General features: G+C 71.3%; 15 protein-coding genes and 2 pseudogenes. 10 read left to right on the top strand and 7 right to left on the bottom strand.

Features of this window, described 5'->3' with window-relative positions; genetic code table 11:
• Positions 1 to 354: 354 nt before the first annotated feature.
• Positions 355 to 1074: a hypothetical protein gene (locus OO52_RS54430; protein ID WP_324608331.1), complete on the bottom strand. Its 720-nt coding sequence runs from the start codon at positions 1072 to 1074 to the stop codon at positions 355 to 357.
• Positions 1075 to 1090: 16 nt separating this feature from the next.
• Here OO52_RS54430 and OO52_RS54880 point away from each other — a divergent pair, with 16 nt between their 5' ends.
• From OO52_RS54880 to OO52_RS44130, 5 genes are all read left to right on the top strand, one after another.
• Positions 1091 to 2131: a helicase associated domain-containing protein gene (locus OO52_RS54880; protein WP_420711470.1), complete on the top strand. Its 1041-nt coding sequence runs from the start codon at positions 1091 to 1093 to the stop codon at positions 2129 to 2131.
• Positions 2017 to 3015: a YdcF family protein gene (locus OO52_RS44150; RefSeq protein WP_159024654.1), complete on the top strand. Its 999-nt coding sequence runs from the start codon at positions 2017 to 2019 to the stop codon at positions 3013 to 3015. Before OO52_RS54880 ends, OO52_RS44150 begins: the two co-directional genes overlap by 115 nt.
• A gap of 147 nt (positions 3016 to 3162) precedes the next feature.
• A complete protein-coding gene (locus tag OO52_RS44145) occupies positions 3163 to 3747 on the top strand; it encodes a dihydrofolate reductase family protein (protein WP_030658760.1) in 585 nt (194 codons plus the stop codon).
• Positions 3744 to 4157, top strand: a complete 414-nt coding sequence (locus OO52_RS44140; protein ID WP_030658762.1) for a VOC family protein — start codon at positions 3744 to 3746, stop codon at positions 4155 to 4157. Before OO52_RS44145 ends, OO52_RS44140 begins: the two co-directional genes overlap by 4 nt.
• A 1009-nt stretch (positions 4158 to 5166) precedes the next feature.
• Positions 5167 to 5736, top strand: coding sequence for a hypothetical protein (locus OO52_RS44130; protein ID WP_051819121.1), 570 nt, complete (start codon positions 5167 to 5169; stop codon positions 5734 to 5736).
• Between the two features lie 451 nt (positions 5737 to 6187).
• On the opposite strand, the gene OO52_RS44125 is transcribed toward OO52_RS44130, so the two are convergent.
• Positions 6188 to 6544: a hypothetical protein gene (locus OO52_RS44125; protein WP_030658765.1), complete on the bottom strand. Its 357-nt coding sequence runs from the start codon at positions 6542 to 6544 to the stop codon at positions 6188 to 6190.
• Between the two features lie 49 nt (positions 6545 to 6593).
• Positions 6594 to 7565: a hypothetical protein gene (locus tag OO52_RS44120; RefSeq protein ID WP_234340006.1), complete on the bottom strand. Its 972-nt coding sequence runs from the start codon at positions 7563 to 7565 to the stop codon at positions 6594 to 6596.
• Between the two features lie 157 nt (positions 7566 to 7722).
• Here OO52_RS44120 and OO52_RS44115 point away from each other — a divergent pair, with 157 nt between their 5' ends.
• Both OO52_RS44115 and OO52_RS44110 read left to right on the top strand, forming a co-directional pair.
• Positions 7723 to 10575, top strand: coding sequence for an AfsR/SARP family transcriptional regulator (locus OO52_RS44115; protein ID WP_234340008.1), 2853 nt, complete (start codon positions 7723 to 7725; stop codon positions 10573 to 10575).
• Between the two features lie 178 nt (positions 10576 to 10753).
• Entirely contained in the window at positions 10754 to 11269 is a 516-nt protein-coding gene (locus tag OO52_RS44110; RefSeq protein WP_063738855.1) for an RICIN domain-containing protein, read from the top strand.
• Between the two features lie 142 nt (positions 11270 to 11411).
• Here the strand turns inward: OO52_RS44110 and OO52_RS51275 are convergent, their stop codons facing one another.
• On the bottom strand, positions 11412 to 12338 hold the full coding sequence (locus OO52_RS51275; protein WP_158712653.1) for a hypothetical protein: 927 nt from the start codon (positions 12336 to 12338) through the stop codon (positions 11412 to 11414).
• Positions 12339 to 12647: 309 nt separating this feature from the next.
• Here OO52_RS51275 and OO52_RS44105 point away from each other — a divergent pair, with 309 nt between their 5' ends.
• On the top strand, positions 12648 to 12836 hold the full coding sequence (locus tag OO52_RS44105) for a hypothetical protein (protein ID WP_030658772.1): 189 nt from the start codon (positions 12648 to 12650) through the stop codon (positions 12834 to 12836).
• Positions 12837 to 12891: 55 nt separating this feature from the next.
• Here the strand turns inward: OO52_RS44105 and OO52_RS44100 are convergent, their stop codons facing one another.
• A complete protein-coding gene (locus tag OO52_RS44100) occupies positions 12892 to 13443 on the bottom strand; it encodes a hypothetical protein (RefSeq protein WP_030658774.1) in 552 nt (183 codons plus the stop codon).
• A gap of 154 nt (positions 13444 to 13597) precedes the next feature.
• Positions 13598 to 13795 (bottom strand): annotated as a pseudogene (locus OO52_RS44095) (restriction endonuclease); the annotation flags it as partial.
• Positions 13796 to 13877: 82 nt separating this feature from the next.
• Here OO52_RS44095 and OO52_RS44090 point away from each other — a divergent pair.
• Positions 13878 to 14084: a hypothetical protein gene (locus tag OO52_RS44090; RefSeq protein WP_158712652.1), complete on the top strand. Its 207-nt coding sequence runs from the start codon at positions 13878 to 13880 to the stop codon at positions 14082 to 14084.
• 405 nt (positions 14085 to 14489) lie between these two features.
• A pseudogene (locus tag OO52_RS44085) lies at positions 14490 to 15626 on the top strand (IS630 family transposase).
• 11 nt (positions 15627 to 15637) lie between these two features.
• Here the strand turns inward: OO52_RS44085 and OO52_RS44080 are convergent.
• Positions 15638 to 17013, bottom strand: a 1376-nt coding sequence (locus OO52_RS44080; protein ID WP_051819122.1) for an MFS transporter, incomplete at its 5' end; no start/stop codon positions are given.

Here is a 17013-nt window from a genome sequence, read left to right as displayed (position 1 = left end):
GACACCACCCCCCAGGTCATCCGTTCGACAGGGGGCAACAGTCATACCGGGCCCGGAGGCCAGCAGCCCTCTTGCAGGGCCGCGAAGAAGATAACGGGGCAGACGGTGCCCGATGCGCCGCCGCGGACTGGCCTGCTGTCTGCGCACCGCATCCCGGCGGTTAGGAACCGAGCCCTGGTCGGTCCGTGCATGTCAGCGCGCCGGGCGCGGTGTGCGCCGCACTGCACGCCTGTGCCCGCGGTGCAGGCATCTGCCCTGGCTGCGCAGGTGGGCGCCGGATCATGATGGGGCACCGGCCCGGGTGGGGGCATGACGGTGGGCGTGCCATGAGGAGAACATGTGGGAGCAGGGGCGTTACGGATCGTGCCGCTGGCCGGGGAGCTGACCGCGTCGCTGATCCATCGAGCGGCGGCGCGTTACAGCCTGCCGGCCGCGGGCGTGCTGCGGCTGTGGACATGCCGCAACTCCCCCGTGCGGCACCAGGGCGGCGGTGTGCGCGCCGATGCGGAGGTCGTCCTCAACGAGGCCGGGCGGGGTGCGCTCGCCGAGCTGTGCGGGACCGGGTACGAGGTGCTGGCCCGGGCGCTGCCGGGGTTCACCGTGGACGATCCGAAGATCAGCACCGGCCGGGAGGCTGGTGTGCCGCAGGCGCGGTGGCGGGCGGCGGGCGCGGTGGTGGGGCCGGCCGCGTTCGGGTGCCGGTTGTGCACCGCGCGGCGCACCGGGCAGGCGGTGCGGGCGGTGCGGTACCTGCCGCGCTGGCGGCGGGTGTGCGTGCGGCACGGGCGGTGGCTGCTGGACGCGGACGCCGACCAGCCGCTGGAGTACCTGGATGTGCACGGGGTGCCGGAGGTGGTCGCCGCGCAGCGGCGGTGGGCGGGTGTGGTGCGGCGTGCGGGGCGGGCCGGGGTGGATCCGGCGCAGGCTTTCGCGGTGGCCCATGCGGTGGTGGCCCGGTGGTGGGAGCAGGCTCTGCACTGGGAGCAGGAGGAGATCTGGCCGCGCCGCCTGCACCAGTTGGCGGGTGGCGACGCCGGAACGGATCTGGTCCGCCTCGGCCTGGGACAAGCTCACAGGCGCACAGCAGTGGATGTGCGAGCAGGTCTTCGGGATCGAGCCCGCCACCGAGGACGAGAAGCCGCGCCCGCGCCGTACCCAGGCCGACAAATGGGCCCTCAACCTCACCGCCGCCACCCAGTACTACCAACGCGAAGGACACCTACGAGTCCCGAGGAAGCACGTCGAACGGATCCTCGTCGGCGAGGACCAGGAGGAGCGGGAGCTCCGGCTCGGGGCATGGATCGGCGATGAGCTGGCGCAGGGCGCTCGGGGAGAACACCGGCTCGCCGGCGGCGAGCGGCGGGCCGAAGGCCTGCCGGTTCAGCCGTCGGCCGGCGTCTTGTCGCAGGAGCGGCGCGAGCAGCTCGAGGACATCGCCCCCTCGTGGTGCCCCGCCTGGCCGGTCGAGTGGCAGCGAGGCTTCCACCTCACCCAACGCTGCGTCCGTCTCAGCTGGGACAATCTCACCACCGTCCAGCAATGGCTGTGCCAACACATCCTCGGCATCCAACCCGCGACCGAGGACGAGAAGCCCAAGCCCCGCATGAGTCAGGCCGACAAGTGGGCGATGCACCTCGCCGCCGCCCGACAGTTCTTCGAGCGTGAGGGGCACCTTCGAGTGCCGCGCAAGCACACCGAAACGATCACCATGGGCGAGGACGACGGCGAGGACCAGGTGCAGCGGGAGCTCCGGCTGGGGGCATGGATCAGCAACCAGAGATCCAGAGCCGCCACGCTCACGCCCGAGCGGGTCGAGCTGCTCTCCGCCATCGGGCCGAGCCGCCCGGGGCAACGTACGCCCGCCTGCGGCGCGTCGCAGCCGGTCTGCGAGGATGTCGGGCGGCCGTCCGCACCAGGTCCGCCGCGCTGCGCGAGCCCGGGAACGCGCAGGCGGCGACAGGCGGGCGGGGACGGGCCCCGGGGCCCCGCGGGCGGGAGAGCGGAGTGGTGCGGGACGTGTCGGAGTACCCGGAGTACCTTGCCGCGGCGGTGTTCGCCGCGGGCGGCCTCGTGCATGCCGTGCTGGCGCCGCACCGGTTCTCCACCGCGGTCCTGTTCTGCCTCGCGGTGACGTCTGCCGGACTCGGTGTGTCCGCCCGCAGCGCGCAGACCCACCACACCGTCGCCACCGTGCTCGCCGTCCTCGCCCTGCTCGGGGCGCTCGCGCTGGGCCTGCTCCTGCTGGTCGACGCCGTCCTCCTGGTCCGGCGCTACGGGCCGCAGACGCCGTTGCTCGCCACCGGCGCCGCCGGCTGCGCGGTGCTGGCGGTGCTCGGCCTCGACGCCGTCCTGTACGCGGTCGGCGGCGAGGTGGCGGGTGGGCTCATGGTCGCGGTGAACGCGGCCGCGGGGTACCTCTCGCTGCTCTTCCTCGTCTTCACCGGGTACGTGATCGTCCGGGGGCGCAGCACCCCGCCTCCGGGGACCACCCATGTCGTCGTCCTGGGCGCCGGGCTCGACGGCGACCGGCCCGGCCCGTTGCTGCGGCGCAGGCTGGAGCGCGCCCTCGCGGTGGACGCGCCGGACGTACCGGACACGGATCCTGTGACGTTCGTCGTCTCGGGCGGGCAGGGCGACGACGAGGTCGTCTCCGAGGCGGACGCCATGGCCGACTACCTGGGCGCCCGCGGAGTGTCCTCCGACCGGATCGTGCGGGAGGACCGCTCCGTCAACACCTGGCAGAACCTCCGCTTCAGCGAGGCCCTCATGGAACGCGCCGGTCCCGGCCACCGGGCCACGGTGGTCACCAGCGGCTTCCACGTCTACCGCACCACCCTGCTGGCCCGCCGCGCCGGCGTCCCCGTCGACGTCATCGGCGCGCCGGCCTCCCCCGTGTACTGGCTCTCCGCGACCCTGCGCGAGTTCGCCGCCGTCCTGTGGCTGGACCGGCTCCCGCTGGTCGGGCTCAGTCTGCTGCTGGCGGTGCCCGTGGCGACGGCGGTCTTCGAGCGCTGAGCGAGTCCTCGCGCCCTTCGGTGACACCCTCCTCGGCGTGCCGGTGCGATGAGTTCGCCGGTCGTCGGCAGTCTCCCCTGTACACGCACCTCCGTCGGCCGAGCAGGGGCCGCGGGGCCGGGGCGTGGCGGAGCGAGGGAGTCCACGATGCCCCACCCGATTCGGCTGTACATGTCGATGTCGCTCGACGGGTTCATCGCCGGACCGGACGACCGGCCAGGTCAGGAGCTGGGGCGGGACGGCGGACGGCTCTTCGACTGGCTCGACGACCGGGAGTCCGACGGGCCGAGCGGCCAGGTCTACCGCGAGGCGCTGGCGACCGGCGCGCTGATCTCCGGCCGGCGGACCTTCGAGCTCGCCCGGCGCTGGCAAGGCGACCATCACGACGGCGTGCCCATCCTCGTCCTGACCCACCACGTGGACGACGGGGACGAGCCGCCCGGTCACGCGCGGTTCGTCACCGACGTCGACGAGTGCGCCCGGCTGGCGCGGGCCGCCGCCGGGGACCGGCCCATCATGGTGCACGGTGCGGGGGCGGCGCAGGCGCTGCTGCGAGCCGGGCAGCTGGACGAGATGGAGATCCACCTGGTGCCGGTCCTCCTCGGGGGCGGCCGACGGCTGTTCGACCACCTCGGTGCTGAGCACACCGAGCTCGAGCTCGTCCGGCGGCTCGAGGACCGGGGCGTCACGCACCTCCGCTACCGGGTGCGCCGGGCCGGGGAGGCGGCGTGAGGACGCTCTTCGTCTCGTACCGCGTCACCGATCTGGAGCGCTCCCTGCGCTTCTACACCGCCCTCGGCTACGGCGTGCTGGGCCGGGTCGAGGCGGGCGACGGGAGCCGCCTGGTGATCCTGAAGTTCCCCGAGGAGACGGCGGCTTCGCTGGAGCTCGTCCACCGTCCCGCCGACGGACCCGTCGACGTGGGCAGCGGGGTCGACCACGTCGCGATCCAGGTGGACGGTTTGGCCGGCACCCTGGAGGCGCTGGCCGGAGCCGGTCTGGACCCGGGGCCCATCCTCAGTCCGGGCGGTCCCGCGGGCCCGAAGACCTCGTGGCTCACCGACCCGGACGGGTACCGGATCGAACTGGTGGAGTGGCCGGCCGGACAGTCCGACGGGATGACCGCGGCGCACTTCTCCTGAGTGGCGGGCGGTCCTGCCCTGCCCCCCGGTGGCGGCCGTCGCGGCCGGGTACACCGCTGAATTGCCTACGACCGTCCCCGCCCGGGATCTGCCCGCCGTTCTCCGCCAGGCCGTGCTTGCGCAGATCGGACAGCGCCCCGGTGTGGGAGGCGGTGCGGGCCTGCTTCCGCTTCGACGGGGTCGGCTTGTCCGTGTGGCGGTAGCTCAGGTGCGGGGCTGAGATCTGCTGGATCTGTTCGACCATCGCGACCTTCAGCACTCCGAGCACGCGCAGCACGTCACCGCGCAGGTTGTTCGACGACCCCGCCGGGTTCTCCTCACGCTTGACCGCCATCAGCTGCGCGCCTACCCCGTCGTCCGGCGCGCGCGGCCACCTGCCGAGCGCCGGCCGCGCCCGGCCCCAGAGGGCACCCGGCCCCCAGACCCGATGATCTCCTCCTCCACGGACATCACAAAGAAGTTCAGGAGGAGAGAAGAGGGTTGTGACAACGCGGCGCGCGCCCGGATCTGCGTGGTGACCAGGGCTTTCTTCATCCGGCTCGGTGCCGGGCACCAAAGTGGGTTCCACAGTGGCCTCCCAAGTGCGCACCACAGGAGGCCGGGACGGCTTACCCAGTGCTGGTCGGGCGCGGGGTCGGGGTGGGCGTGCCGGGCGTCGGCTCGCGGTCGGTGCGTGGTCATCGCGGTGGCTCCTTCGCTTCGGGCCGCCCTGGTGGGCGGTGATCGAGAGAGCAGCGTGCAGGGGACCCCCTTGTCCGCGGTCTGACGGCGGCCGGTAGCGGGCGCGGTCAAGGGGAAACACGGCGGTGGTCGAGGCGGTAGCGGACCTGGACAAGGAGTCATGGTCGGGGCGGCCACGAGGGATAAGGGGGCCGGGTTTGGCCCTTGTGGCCCTGATTCATCCGGTTCGAGTTGGAGGGGGAGTCACTGTCCTGTGTCCACAGGTCTGGGCGCCGACCATGCGGGAACGACGTCGGAGTCGCGCGGCAGTCATCGTGAGGAGAGCGTGATGCCGTACCTGATCCCGTCCCGTGCACCGCTGACGCCCGAGCAGGTGGAGGAGGGCTTCGACTACCTCTCGGCGCTGCAGCTGGGTGGCGAGGACGCCGCCACCGGGTGGGCGGAAGCGGACCCGGAGCTGGCGTTCGTCCTGCTGCGGCTGGCCGAGGACATCGTCTGGCCTGTCACAGCCGTGGACGGGGAGAGCGATCCGTGCGCGGACTCCTTCGCCCTGGACGAGGTCGGGTGCGTGCTGCTGTCCGCGCTGCGGGACTGGGCACGGGATTCCCCCACCACGGCGGTGCCCGGCACCGCCCGCAGCATCATCCGGTTCACGGCGAACGTCATCCCGGACCCTGACCACCCGGACACCGCCGACACCCTGGAGGCGATGCGCGCCGCTGGTCGTCTTGGCGCACCGGGCGCGCTCCATCGGATGGTCCTGTTCGGCGTAGCGGTCCGCGCGGGCACGGGAGGCGCTGCCGTTCCTGTTGCGCGAGCCTGTCCCGCTGTCATTACACGACGTTTGTTCTGCTCGGCCTCCCAGCGGCCGCCGGGTCACCTCTTTCGCTCGGCGTGACGCCGAACCACTCGCCTGGCCTGCCGGCCGGCAGACGGGGCGCAAGTCAGACAGGGGGCACCACACGCTGGCGCGCGGCCGGAGGCTTTCGACCCGAACCGGTACGGCCCCGCGCGCCGGCCGGAGGACGCTGGCTGACCGCGGATGTCCGAGGCGGCCGTCAGTTACCTCAGGCAGTTCGGGCGATGTCGGTGGCAGCTGCTACGAATGCCCGCATGACCGACGACGAGATCATCAACAGGATCCGAGAGCAAGGTGCGGCCGGCGAGCTGCCGCCGCCCGCGCCGCATGGACCCCTCGGCCCCCGTCCCCGCCGTGTGCTGCGGACCCCCAACGGGGTCCGCAGCACACACTCGTTGCCCGTTGCCGGGCCGCGGCAGGGACGGCCGGGCCCGGCGGCGGGCCTTCGACGGGCCCGCCGCCGGGATGCTTCCGCACAGAGCCGCAGCGATCAGTTGCCGGCGACCGGGTAGCCGTGCCAGGCGCCGTAGTAGTTGGTGCTGCTGGACGGGTTGTCCTCGACCATCCTCAGGTTGGTCAGCACCCCGCTGACGAACTCGGTGCCGCAGTACCCGTTGACCGGGCTGGACGTCTGGTAGGCGCTGGAGGCGGTGGTGTAGTAGCCGCCCCACACGGAGTGGTTGTCGTCCTCGCCGTCGCAGTAGTCGAACCACGTCCCGTCGTAGGCGTGGGTCGCCCAGTCGCTTCCCTGGTAGACGTCGCTCGCGCTGGCCGGCGCCGCCCACAGACCGACGGATGTCGCGGTGAGGGCCAGGGCGCCCAGCACAGTGGTGATCATGCGTCGCATGTCGATGTCCTCTCTCGTATCGCGGATCGTGCTGACGGTCGGCTCGCTCTCACCCGGATCCGTCCCGGTCGCCCTCCTGCGAGGACGCGGTGTCGGACGGCTGAGCGGCGAGCGCTTCGGCGACGTTGCGCACCCGTACGTCCTTCAGGCGCTTCAGCCGGCCGAGTTCAGTGGTGTAACGGCTAATCAGCTCGCGCTGGTGGCGGGAGGTGACGTCCACCAGGGAGGGCAGGTAGCGCACCTCGTTCTGGCACCGGACGTCCGCCACGGCCACCGTGAGCTCTTTCTCGGTGGGAGTCCGGACCCGTTTCCAGCGGGGATCGTGCGCGGCGGCGTGCGGCGAGGCGTACGGGTGGCCGGCGCGGGTCATGCAGGCGCGCCACGCACCCAGGACCGTCGACAGCCGGGGATCCTCGGCGCTCGCGTCGGCCGCCTGTCGCGCCAGCCAGTCAGCAAGGTTGCGGTCCGCACGGGGAGCACCACGCAGGAGCCGCGCGGCCGCCTCGGCCCGGCATCCGTTCTGCGGAACGGCCTTGTCCCCGAACGTCCCCACCAGGCCGTAGAGCACCTTCTCCACATCGGCAGGGAGGTCGGCGTGCTGGTCCAGCAGCGCACCCACCTGGGGGTTGTACGTGCTCCAGGGCGGTGCGTGGTACCCGTACCGCGCCGCCTGCCGCAGGTCCACCGTGCCCCATCGGGCCGCCTGCCGTGACAGGGCCATCCGCCGTCCGGTCTCCAGAGCGGTCTCGCCCGGCCCGTTCCAGCGCAGTCCGTAGCGGGCCAGGCAGGCCCGTTCCAGCGCCACCTGGGCGCGGTCGGACCGGGCCTGCTCTTCGGGGGAGGGCACGTAGGCGTCCAGCGGAAGGCTGTCGCGCGGTTGGTTCGCGGGCAGCGGAGCCAGGGACGGTCCCGTGCCGTCCGCCCCCGGCTCCGCGCTCCCCGCCCCCGGCTGTGTGCTGCATCCCCCGGCACAGCACACGAGGAGTACGGCGGCTCCCACCGCCCGGCCGATACGTCGCATCGCGCTCCCCCTGTCCCCTCCGGACGGCCGTGGGCACCGGCGAGGCCGTACACCCGTCGGGCCACGCCGGCCCTTTCGTCGGTTCCACCCTGCGGGTCTGACTGGGGACGAACCTTGGGTAGACCTTGAATCGCCTGGTGAGTGCAGTCGCCAAGTGATGGACGTGAACGGCGAGAAGGGGGATCGGATGGTGGTGGAGTTCAGCCTGCTCGGCACGATCGAGGCGCGTCTGGACGGCCGTCCCGCGGACGTGGGGCACATGCGGCAGCGGTGCGTGCTGGCCGCTCTGCTCCTGGACGTCAACAAGGCGGTGTCGGTGGACGCGCTCGTCGACCGGGTGTGGGGCGACCGGCCGCCGCAGCGGGTCAGGGGAACGCTGTACGGGTACCTGTCCCGGCTGCGCCAGGCGCTGGCGCAGGCCCCGGAGGTGGTCATCGCCCGGCACCCCGGGGGCTATGTGCTCGAAGCGAGCCCGCTGTCCGTGGATCTGCACCTGTTCCGGGACCTGGTCGCGCGTGCCCGGACGGCCGATGACACGCAGGCGGCGTCCTTGATGCGACAGGCGCTCGGACTGTGGCGGGGCGAACCGTTCGCCGCCGTGGACGTCCCGTGGTTCTGCGACCTGCGCCAGGCACTGGAGCGGGAGCGGTTCTCGGCGCGACTGCACTGCACCGACCTCCGATTACGCACCGGACACCACGGTGAACTGCTGCCCGAGCTCAGCGCGCTCGCCGGTGAGCACCCACTGGACGAACGACTGGCCGGTCACCTCATGCTCGCCCTGTACCGAGCCGGGCGCGCCGCCGACGCCCTCTCCTGCTACGAGGACATCCGCCGGCGCCTGGCGCATGAGCTGGGGGCCGACCCGGGACCGCCTCTGCGCGGTCTTCACCAGCAGATCCTGGCCAACGACCCGGCGCTGGCGCTTCACGAGGCGGCTACGGAACGGCTGTCGGCGGGCGCGGCGACGTCACCGGTACCCCGCCAACTGCTCGCTCCGCCGGCGCACTTCGTCGGCCGCGACGCGGAACTCGCCGTCCTGGACAAGATGCTCGCGTTCCAGGCCGAGCCCCGCACCACCATGCCGCTGTCGGTGATCTGCGGCACCGGCGGGGTCGGCAAGACCTGGCTCGCGCTGCGCTGGGCTCACAGCCGGAACCAGCACTTTCCCGACGGGCAGCTCTTCGCGGACCTCCGCGGGTTCACGCCCTCGGGTGAACCGGCCGACCCGTTCATGGTGATCCGCGGATTCCTCGACACCCTCGGCGTCGACCCCGGGCGGATACCGGCCGCCGCCGACGCCCAGGCAGCCCTGTACCGCAGTCTCCTGGCCGACCGGCATATGCTCGTGGTCCTGGACAACTCCCGTGACACCGAGCAGATCCTGCCACTTTTGCCGGGCACGCCCACCTGCACCGTCGTGATCACCAGCCGCGACCAGCTCACCGGGCTGACCGTCTCCCACCAGGTCACCCATCTGACGGTCAACGGGTTCGACTCCACCACGGCACGCGAGCTTCTGGCGGGCCGACTGGGCGCAGAACGAGTCGCCGCGGAACCCGACGCCGCCACCGCCCTGGTGGACCAGTGCGCCGGGCTGCCCCTCGCACTGAGCGTCCTGGCCGCGCGGATCACCACCAACCCGGTGTGCACCCTGACCGCCCTGACCGAGGAGCTGCGCGAGAGCAGCTCCCGCCTCGACGCCCTGGGCACCGGTGAGAGCGCCACCGACGTGCGCACCGTCCTCGCCTCCTCCTACCGCGCCCTCGACCCGGAGACCGCCCGGGTGTTCCGCCAGCTCGTGCAGGCCCCCGGTACCGACCTCGCCCACCCCGCCGCCGGCAGCCTCACGGGCCTGTCCCCGGCCCGGACGCGCACGGCGCTGGACCGGCTCCGCGCCGCCCACCTCCTTCAGGAGCACGTCCCCGGCCGATTCCACAGCCACGACCTGCTGCGCACCTACGCCCTCGAAGTCGCCGACTCCGTCGACGGCGCGGAGGGCCGGGCGGCCCGCGTCCGTCTCCTCGACCACTATCTGCACACCGCCTGGTCGGCCGACCGGCTGCTGCACCCGCACCGGGATCCCATCCGCCCGGCACCGGCCGTCGACGGCGTGCGTCCGCAGGACCTCACCACCCACGATGAGGCGATGTCGTGGTTCGCCCAGGAGCACACGGCGCTCGTCGCCGCCGTGCACCAGGCCGCGCGGCACGGCCACGACACCCACGCCTGGCAACTGGCCTGGGCCCTGACGACCTTCCTGACCCGGCGCGGACAGTGGAGCGACGTCGCGACCGTCCACACCACGGCGCTGGCGGCCGCGGCCCGGCTCGGTGACGCGGCCGCCCAGGCCGAGTCCCACCGCGCACTGGCCTGGGAGCGCACCGAGGCCGGCGACCACGACGGGGCGCACAGCCGGCTGACCCGGGCTCTGGCCCTGGCCCGGGACAGCGATCAGGCGCTGTCCGAGGCCCACACCCACCTGGCCCTCGGCTGGCTCCACGAGCACACGGGAGACCGGCCGGCGGCGTTGCACCACGACCAACAGGCCGTCCGCCTGTTCACGCGACTCGGCCACCGGGCCGGACTGGCGCGCGCCCTGAACGCCGTGGCGTGGGACCACGTGCAGCAGGGCGACCATCGAGGCGCCGTCACCCATTGCGAACAGGCCATGGCGATCCAGAGGGAACTCGGCGACCTGCGGGGCCAGTCCGACACCCTCGACACCCTCGGCACCGCCTACCAGCAACTCGGAGAGCACTCCCAGGCCCTCGCGTGCCACCGGCGCGGCCTGGAACTCCACCGGGCCCTGGGGCACCGCTTCAACGAAGCGGAAGCCCTGGTGCACCTCGGAGAGGTGCACCAGGCCATGGGCGACCGGGACGCCGCGAGACAGGCCCTGGAACAGGCCCTCGACGTCTACCGGGACATGGAGGTCCACCCGTCGCGTCTGGAGCAGACCCAGGCGCTGCTCGCCGCACTCGACACGGGCGGCGCCGGCACGCGGTGACCCGGGGCCGCCTACGCGCCGGCGCGCACCCGCTCTTGGGGCCGCCGAGGCGGATCCGCGGCCCCGGCGGGACTTCTTCCGGAGGGCTGGCGTACCTCGGTGACGTCAGGATCGCTGATGTTCCAGTCAGGTCGGGTCTGCCGCTCCAGAGGGCAGTCTGTGAGAGGAAGCGAGTCCAATGTCCGCTGTGTTCACTGCCGCGCTGATCGCCCGGCACAGTGAGAAGGCAGTGTCGGTCAACGGGGAGAAGAAGGACGACGGCACCGCTGTCATCCAGTGGCCGTTCCAGGGTGGCGACCACCAGAAGTGGAACCTGGAGGCGACGACCGGCGGCTACTACGTGGTGCGCGCCGTGCACAGCGGCAAGGCCCTGTCCGTGGAGGGCGAGAGCACCGCCAACGGTGCGAAGGTCATCCAGTGGGGCCATGTGACCGGTCCGCACCAGGAGTGGCGCCTGGTCCAGAAGGACAACGGCTACTTCGCCCTGCAGAACCGCCACAGTGGCCAGTACCTGTCCGTCAACGGCGAGAGCACCGACAACGGCACCGCTCTGGGTGACTACCACGGCAAGGACCCGCAGCCAGCACTCCTGACCATCCGCCGACGCACCGTGGCGGTCCTGAACCGTCAGCGAAAGTGGCGGCGGCAAGCAAAGGACGACGCACGCCTGCTGTACGGCGGCGGCGGTACCTGATCTGGCTCTCGCGGGGCTGCTCGGGGAAGAGCACGGTGGGGGTTGCGGTCTCAAGGCACCGGCAGGGTCACGCAGTAGCTGGTCCACCGCGCGCCTGGTTGACGGTGTCCGCGCCTGGTGGCTTTCGTACTTCGGTGAGGGGTCAGGCGGCGGTTGCTCGTGCCATGCCGCTGATGTGCAGCCAAGCCCGAGCAAGTTCGCTGCCGGCTCTCTCGAGGTTGTCGGCTGGCCAACCGCAGTGGGCGTAAAGGCGTCGCAGCATCGACAGGGTGGCCAGCGGAGCACCCGCACAGCGTTGAGCGGCCTCTTGAGGGCTGAACTGCAGTTGCTGATATACGAAGTGATCTCCGGGTCCGGTGCCTGGGGCTCCTGGCGCGTCCGCACAGAACATCATCAGGCCATGAGCCTGCCCGTGCGCGACGGCTGAGGTAGCCCGCCACAACAGAGTGCCCAGAGGGCTGCCGCCCGGGGCAACGATCTGTCCAGCTAGGCCTGTGGTGCTGGGCGCTGGTGACGAGCCCAGGTAGCAGGGTCTGAACTTATCCGCGATCTTTCCCTTGACCGAGAGCCCGTGGTGTCTGGCGGCACGCAGAATTTGCTCGGTGCGTTCTCGCAGATGTTGCAGATGCCGCTGGGCATCGGGTGATGCCCCAAGGTCTCCAACCATGAGTGACTGCTCTTTCAGGCTTTGCAGTCTGTAGTTCATATGGCGACGGACCCGCTCGCGGGCGTCGATGCCCGGCTCAAGGAGAAACCAGGGCTGGGTTGCGATGTCGAGCGCGCCCCGGGCAACCGTGTGCGATGCCATCAGACCGACAGGCGACGTAAACAGCAGACCGAGGCTGTCGAGGTGATCCATAACAGCCATGACCGGCGAAATCGCGGCCAGATGCGCGTCATGCACCGGCCGGGTCCCCCACTCCCCCGCCAGACCACGATCTTCACAAAGTTCCACAGAGCCTGGCGACCCGGGCGCAGCAAGGCCGTTGTACCGGTCGTAGGTGTTGTCGAACTCCTCGCGAAGCGTCTGCAAGGAGCGGCTCAACACGTGCCACGCATCTGTCGTCACAGCAGAAACGGTAGGCCGTAATACGGCTGGAAGCATGCGAGTTCCGTGGCCTGTTCCGCTACCCCGAGGGCAGGGTCCGTCGGCCGCCACCCCGACGGCGATACCGGCCGCCGGTTCGCGCGTGTAATGGTACTTACCGTAGTCGGGGGCCGGAGCGTCGCGAGGAGCGCGACGCGATGCACGAGGAGAAGAATGATCGGATCCCCGGATAGCGATCACGCAGGACAGGCTCGACGGCCTGGGCTACGCTGCCAGCCTCATCGACCCGTTCCACGAGGGCTTGGTGCGCCCGGACGAGGAGCCCACCGCATGAGCGACTACATTACGACCGGCGGCAGCGACTGCTACCACGCCAGCGAGGACTGCCCCGCCTTCCAGGCCGGCCGCGCGGGCAACGTGGCCCAGGGCATTGAGCTGCGCCGGATTGTGTCTCTGACAACGGCTGAGGCGGCGCGTGTGCGGCAGACGCCGTGCGCGGAGTGCTGCCCCCCTGCATGACGACGGCCCCGCCCGGACGAAGCTCCGGTGCGGGGCCGCTGTTCGTCGAGCTTGGCTACCCCTGCTTCGTGACGTCGGTGATCTTGGCAGTCACCTTCGTGCCCGCCGAAGCCGTCTGGATCAGCGACGGCGTGTAGTTCAAGCTCGTCTGGTTCGACAACTCGGCCGTGTCGATGACCGGCCCGGACTGATCACCGCGGATCTCGTAAGTGATCTCATACACCGCGTCCGGATCGACGCTCGAACTGTCGACCATCAGCGTCAGGTCCGGCTCGACCGTCAGGTTGCAGCCCGCCGACCCGAAGCACTGCCGCGACTTCGTCTTCAAATCGATCGAGAAGCTGTCGGTATCGAGGTCGGCGTACGTCGGCGTCGACTCCTCCGTATCCTCCGACGCAGGCTCAGCAGTCGGGGTGCTCGCCTTGGTGGCGGCGGCCGGCTTGCTGTCGTCGTTGGTGGCCTGCACGACCACAACGCCGGTGGCGATGACGGCAGCGATCACGGCGGCGGCGGAGCCGATGATGACCAAGTTGGTCCGGGACTTCTTCGGTGCCGGCGGAGGCGGCGGGAAGCTCGGCATCGGCGGCGTGGGTGTGCTGTCGCTCATGGGTCCCCCCAGGGATCGTACGGTGTGTGGGAATCATCCGCCCGCGTGTGCGGGGCGTGAAGCTGGTGTGGTCAAGCTGTGACCCGAATGGGGCGCACCCAGCGTCGGCGGGACCGGGGCTCAGCGTGGCAGGGACGCGGCCCCAGCCGCTGTGTCACATCCACGGGGCCGGCCCGGTCCGCGTCGCCCACCCCGCGAGCGCCTCGCTGTCGACGAGCCGGATACCGTGCTGAGCCCCGTAGCTGGCCGCGGGCTTCGTGAACACCGACGTGGTCACGACCGCGGCGACCTGCGCGCGGTGGACGCTGTAGCAGGTCCCGCCGAATCGCTGCAGATCCGGCGAACCGACCTTCGGACGGGTAGTGCGCAACCGCTCCCCCGGGCGCCACGCCTACCGCTACGGTGTCGCCCTCAGCACACTCCCCGGGGGGACCGTGAAACTGTTCTGGCTGCTCCTCGCCCTACTCCTTGGCGGGCTCGCCCTGGCTGGCCTCCAGCACGCCACCCACTACCCAGACGTTCCCACGCTCGTCGGCGACGTCGTCATCACACTGCTGCTACTCGCCGGCGCGTGGGGCTGCCTCATCCGCGTCAACCGCCTGTCCGAGGCCAAACGGCAGAAGCACGAGCCCGGCGCCTGACCGGCCACGCACGCAGGAACGGGTGACACCGCCGGACCGGCTGCCGGCCGGAAGATTCCAGACCCGCGGGGCCAGACACCGCGCCGTGGGCGTCCAGGCGGCAGCGTGGCCTCCGTACGCCCCAAGCCAGTCCGGCAACCGGCGAGGTACGTACTCGGGCGCGGGATCACCGCCGGGGCGGGACCGGCGCGGGTCACCAAGAAGATTTAGGCGGCTGCCAGCAGCCGCGGGCCCGCGTCGGCTGGTCGCCTCCGAGCCCCCCCGTCACCCGGCCGCGGACGAAACCCAGCTTGACGGAGACAGCCGGGCGGCCCCGGCGGGCAGCCGGGCCGGGACCGCGCACGGGGCGCACGACGAGCAGCAACTCGGCGCGGGCGGCCAGACGCAGGCCCAACTTGGCGGGATGTGTTCTGGGCCGAGCGGGTGCAGGTGCGGGAGACGATGACGATGAGGGCGCTCGTCTGTTGCGGATCTTGCGGGGCGGCACCGGGTCGGTGGTGACCTGGCGGCGGGCCCAGATGGTGCTTATCCGCACAGGGCATGCCCGTGGCGAAGATCGCCGAGGTGACGTTCACCAGTGCGGACCGGGTCCGGGACCTGATCCACAACTTCAACGCCGACGGCTTCGACTCCCTTCACCCGAAGTACAAGGACGGGCGGCCGAGGACGTTCACCCTGCCCGAGCGGCGCGAGATCAAGAAGATCGCCAAGTCCAAGCCGGCTGTGCACGGCCTGCCGTTCTCGACCTGGAGCCTGGCCAAGCTGGCCGACTTCCTGGTCGCCGAGGGGGTGGTCGACGACATCAGCCACGAGGGCCTTCGGGTCCTGCTCCGCGAGGAGGGCGTGTCGTTTCAACGCGTGAAGACCTGGAAGACCTCCCGCGACCCCGACTACGCCGCCAAGAAGGCCCGCGTCGAGCACCTCTACGCGATCGCCGACGGCGAGGTCATACCCGAGGAAGGCGAGCCCGAAATCGTCTTCTGCCTGGACGAGTTCGGGCCACTCAACCTCCAGCCCCACCCCGGGCGGCAGTGGGCCGAGCGCGGCGGGAAGCACAAGGACCCCAACCGGGAGCCCAGGCCCCGCCGGCGGGCGACCTACACCCGCCCTCACGGGGTCAGACACCTGTTCGCCGCCTACGACCTCGGCAAGAACAGGTTTTACGGCCACATCAAGCCGACCAAGAGTCGCACGAAGTTCCTGGAGTTCTGCCGCTATCTGCGCAGCCTCTACCCGCCGAAGATCCGCATCGCGATCGTGCTCGACAACTACTCCCCGCACCTGACCACGAAGAGGGACTTCCGGGTCGGTGACTGGGCCGCAGCCAACAACGTCGAGTTCGCCTACACCCCGACCAACAGCTCCTGGCTTAACCGCATCGAGGCTCAGTTCACCGCCCTGCGCTACTTCGCACTGGACGGCACCGACCACACCAGCCACAAGGAGCAGGGCAGCATGATCCGCCGCTACATCATCTGGCGAAACAAGCACGCCGCCGACGAACGGCTGCGCGAGGTAGTCAACAGGGCGAACGTTGCCTGATGAGGCACTAGTTACATACGTGCCCCTCCGCTATGACTGCTGTGGCCGTGCGTGGGCTCGGTGCCAGGCTTGTCGCGGAGCCGGAGGCTGATCAGCGCGGTGATCGTGAAGGCGGCGACCTGGTAGAGCATGGCGTGCCGGAACGCGGTGTCCGCATCGGCGGCGGGGGCGTAGTAGGCGAGTCCGGCCGCGGTCACTCCGATTGACCCGCCGAGCTGCTGTGCTGTGGGCAGCAGTCCGGAGACCGAACCGGCGGCGGGACCGTGCACCTCGGCCAGGACCAGGGTGAACACCGACGCGGTGAAGGCGCCGAACGCGGCTCCGCCGACGGCCAGCACGGGCAGTGCTGCCTGGCGTCCCGCTACCGAGCCGACGAGCGAGGCCAGCGCCAGGCACATCCCGGCCAGCACCAGGGACGCCACGGTGAGCACCGTCGGCCCGTGCCGGCGGGTGAGAGCGGGTGCGGCTCTGCTGCCGAAGACGGCGGCGGCGGCGAACGGTGCCGATGTCAGTGCGGCAGCCAGGGCCGAGTACCCGACGGCGGACTGAAGGTGGAGGAAGAGCAGGTAGGTGAAGGAGGGCACTCCCGTGTTGAACACGAACACCAGCAACGTGCCTCTACGCGCCGACCGGTCACGCAGCACCGCGGGATGGATCAGCGGGTCAGGCCGGTGCGGCAGGCTCCGGACGAAGTGGGCGAGGGCGGCCACGGCCACGGCGAAACCGGCCCACGTCCACCAGGGCCAGCCTGCTTCCCGCCCCAGGGCCAGGGGCAGGACCAGTGCGCCGGCTCCCACGGTGACCAGCAGCGCACCCAACTTGTCGACGCGGAGTCCGTCCGCCCCGCGGGTGCGGGGCAGCGCGGTCGCTCCGGCCAGCGAGGCGAGCGCCACCGGCACGGTGAGGAGCATCACCGGCCGCCAGCCAAGGCCGAAGAGATCGGCACTGAGGACGAAACCGCCGATCAGGGGCCCGGCCAGTGACGCGACGGCCATGGTGGCGCCGTACAGACCGAGGGCGCGCGGTCGGCGTGTCGCGGGGGTGGCGGTCTGGATGAGCGACAGGACTTGGGGGGCGACCAGGCCGCTGCCCGAGCCCTGCACCAGCCGGGCCGTGATCAGCGATGCGGCGTCGGGGGCAAACGCGCCGGCCGCTGAACCCGCGGTGAAGACCACGGTGCCCGCCACGAACAGCCGGCGGTAGCCGTACCGGTCGCCCAGCCGTGCGGCGGGGATGAGCAGGCACGCGTACGTCAGGGTGTATCCAGCGAGGACCAGTTGCACGGCGCCCGGACCGGCGCCCAGGCTGGCCTGGATCGCCGGCGCGGCGACCTGGGCGACAGTGACGTTGAGGAGTTGCACGAAAGTCGCGCTGAGCACCACCGGCA

Source organism: Streptomyces flaveolus, assembly GCF_000716535.1.
In the GTDB taxonomy this organism is placed as follows: Bacteria; Actinomycetota; Actinomycetes; order Streptomycetales; family Streptomycetaceae; genus Streptomyces; species Streptomyces flaveolus_A.
The sequence above is the reverse complement of the archived record's forward strand: the minus strand, read 5'-3'. Positions and strand labels throughout refer to the sequence as shown.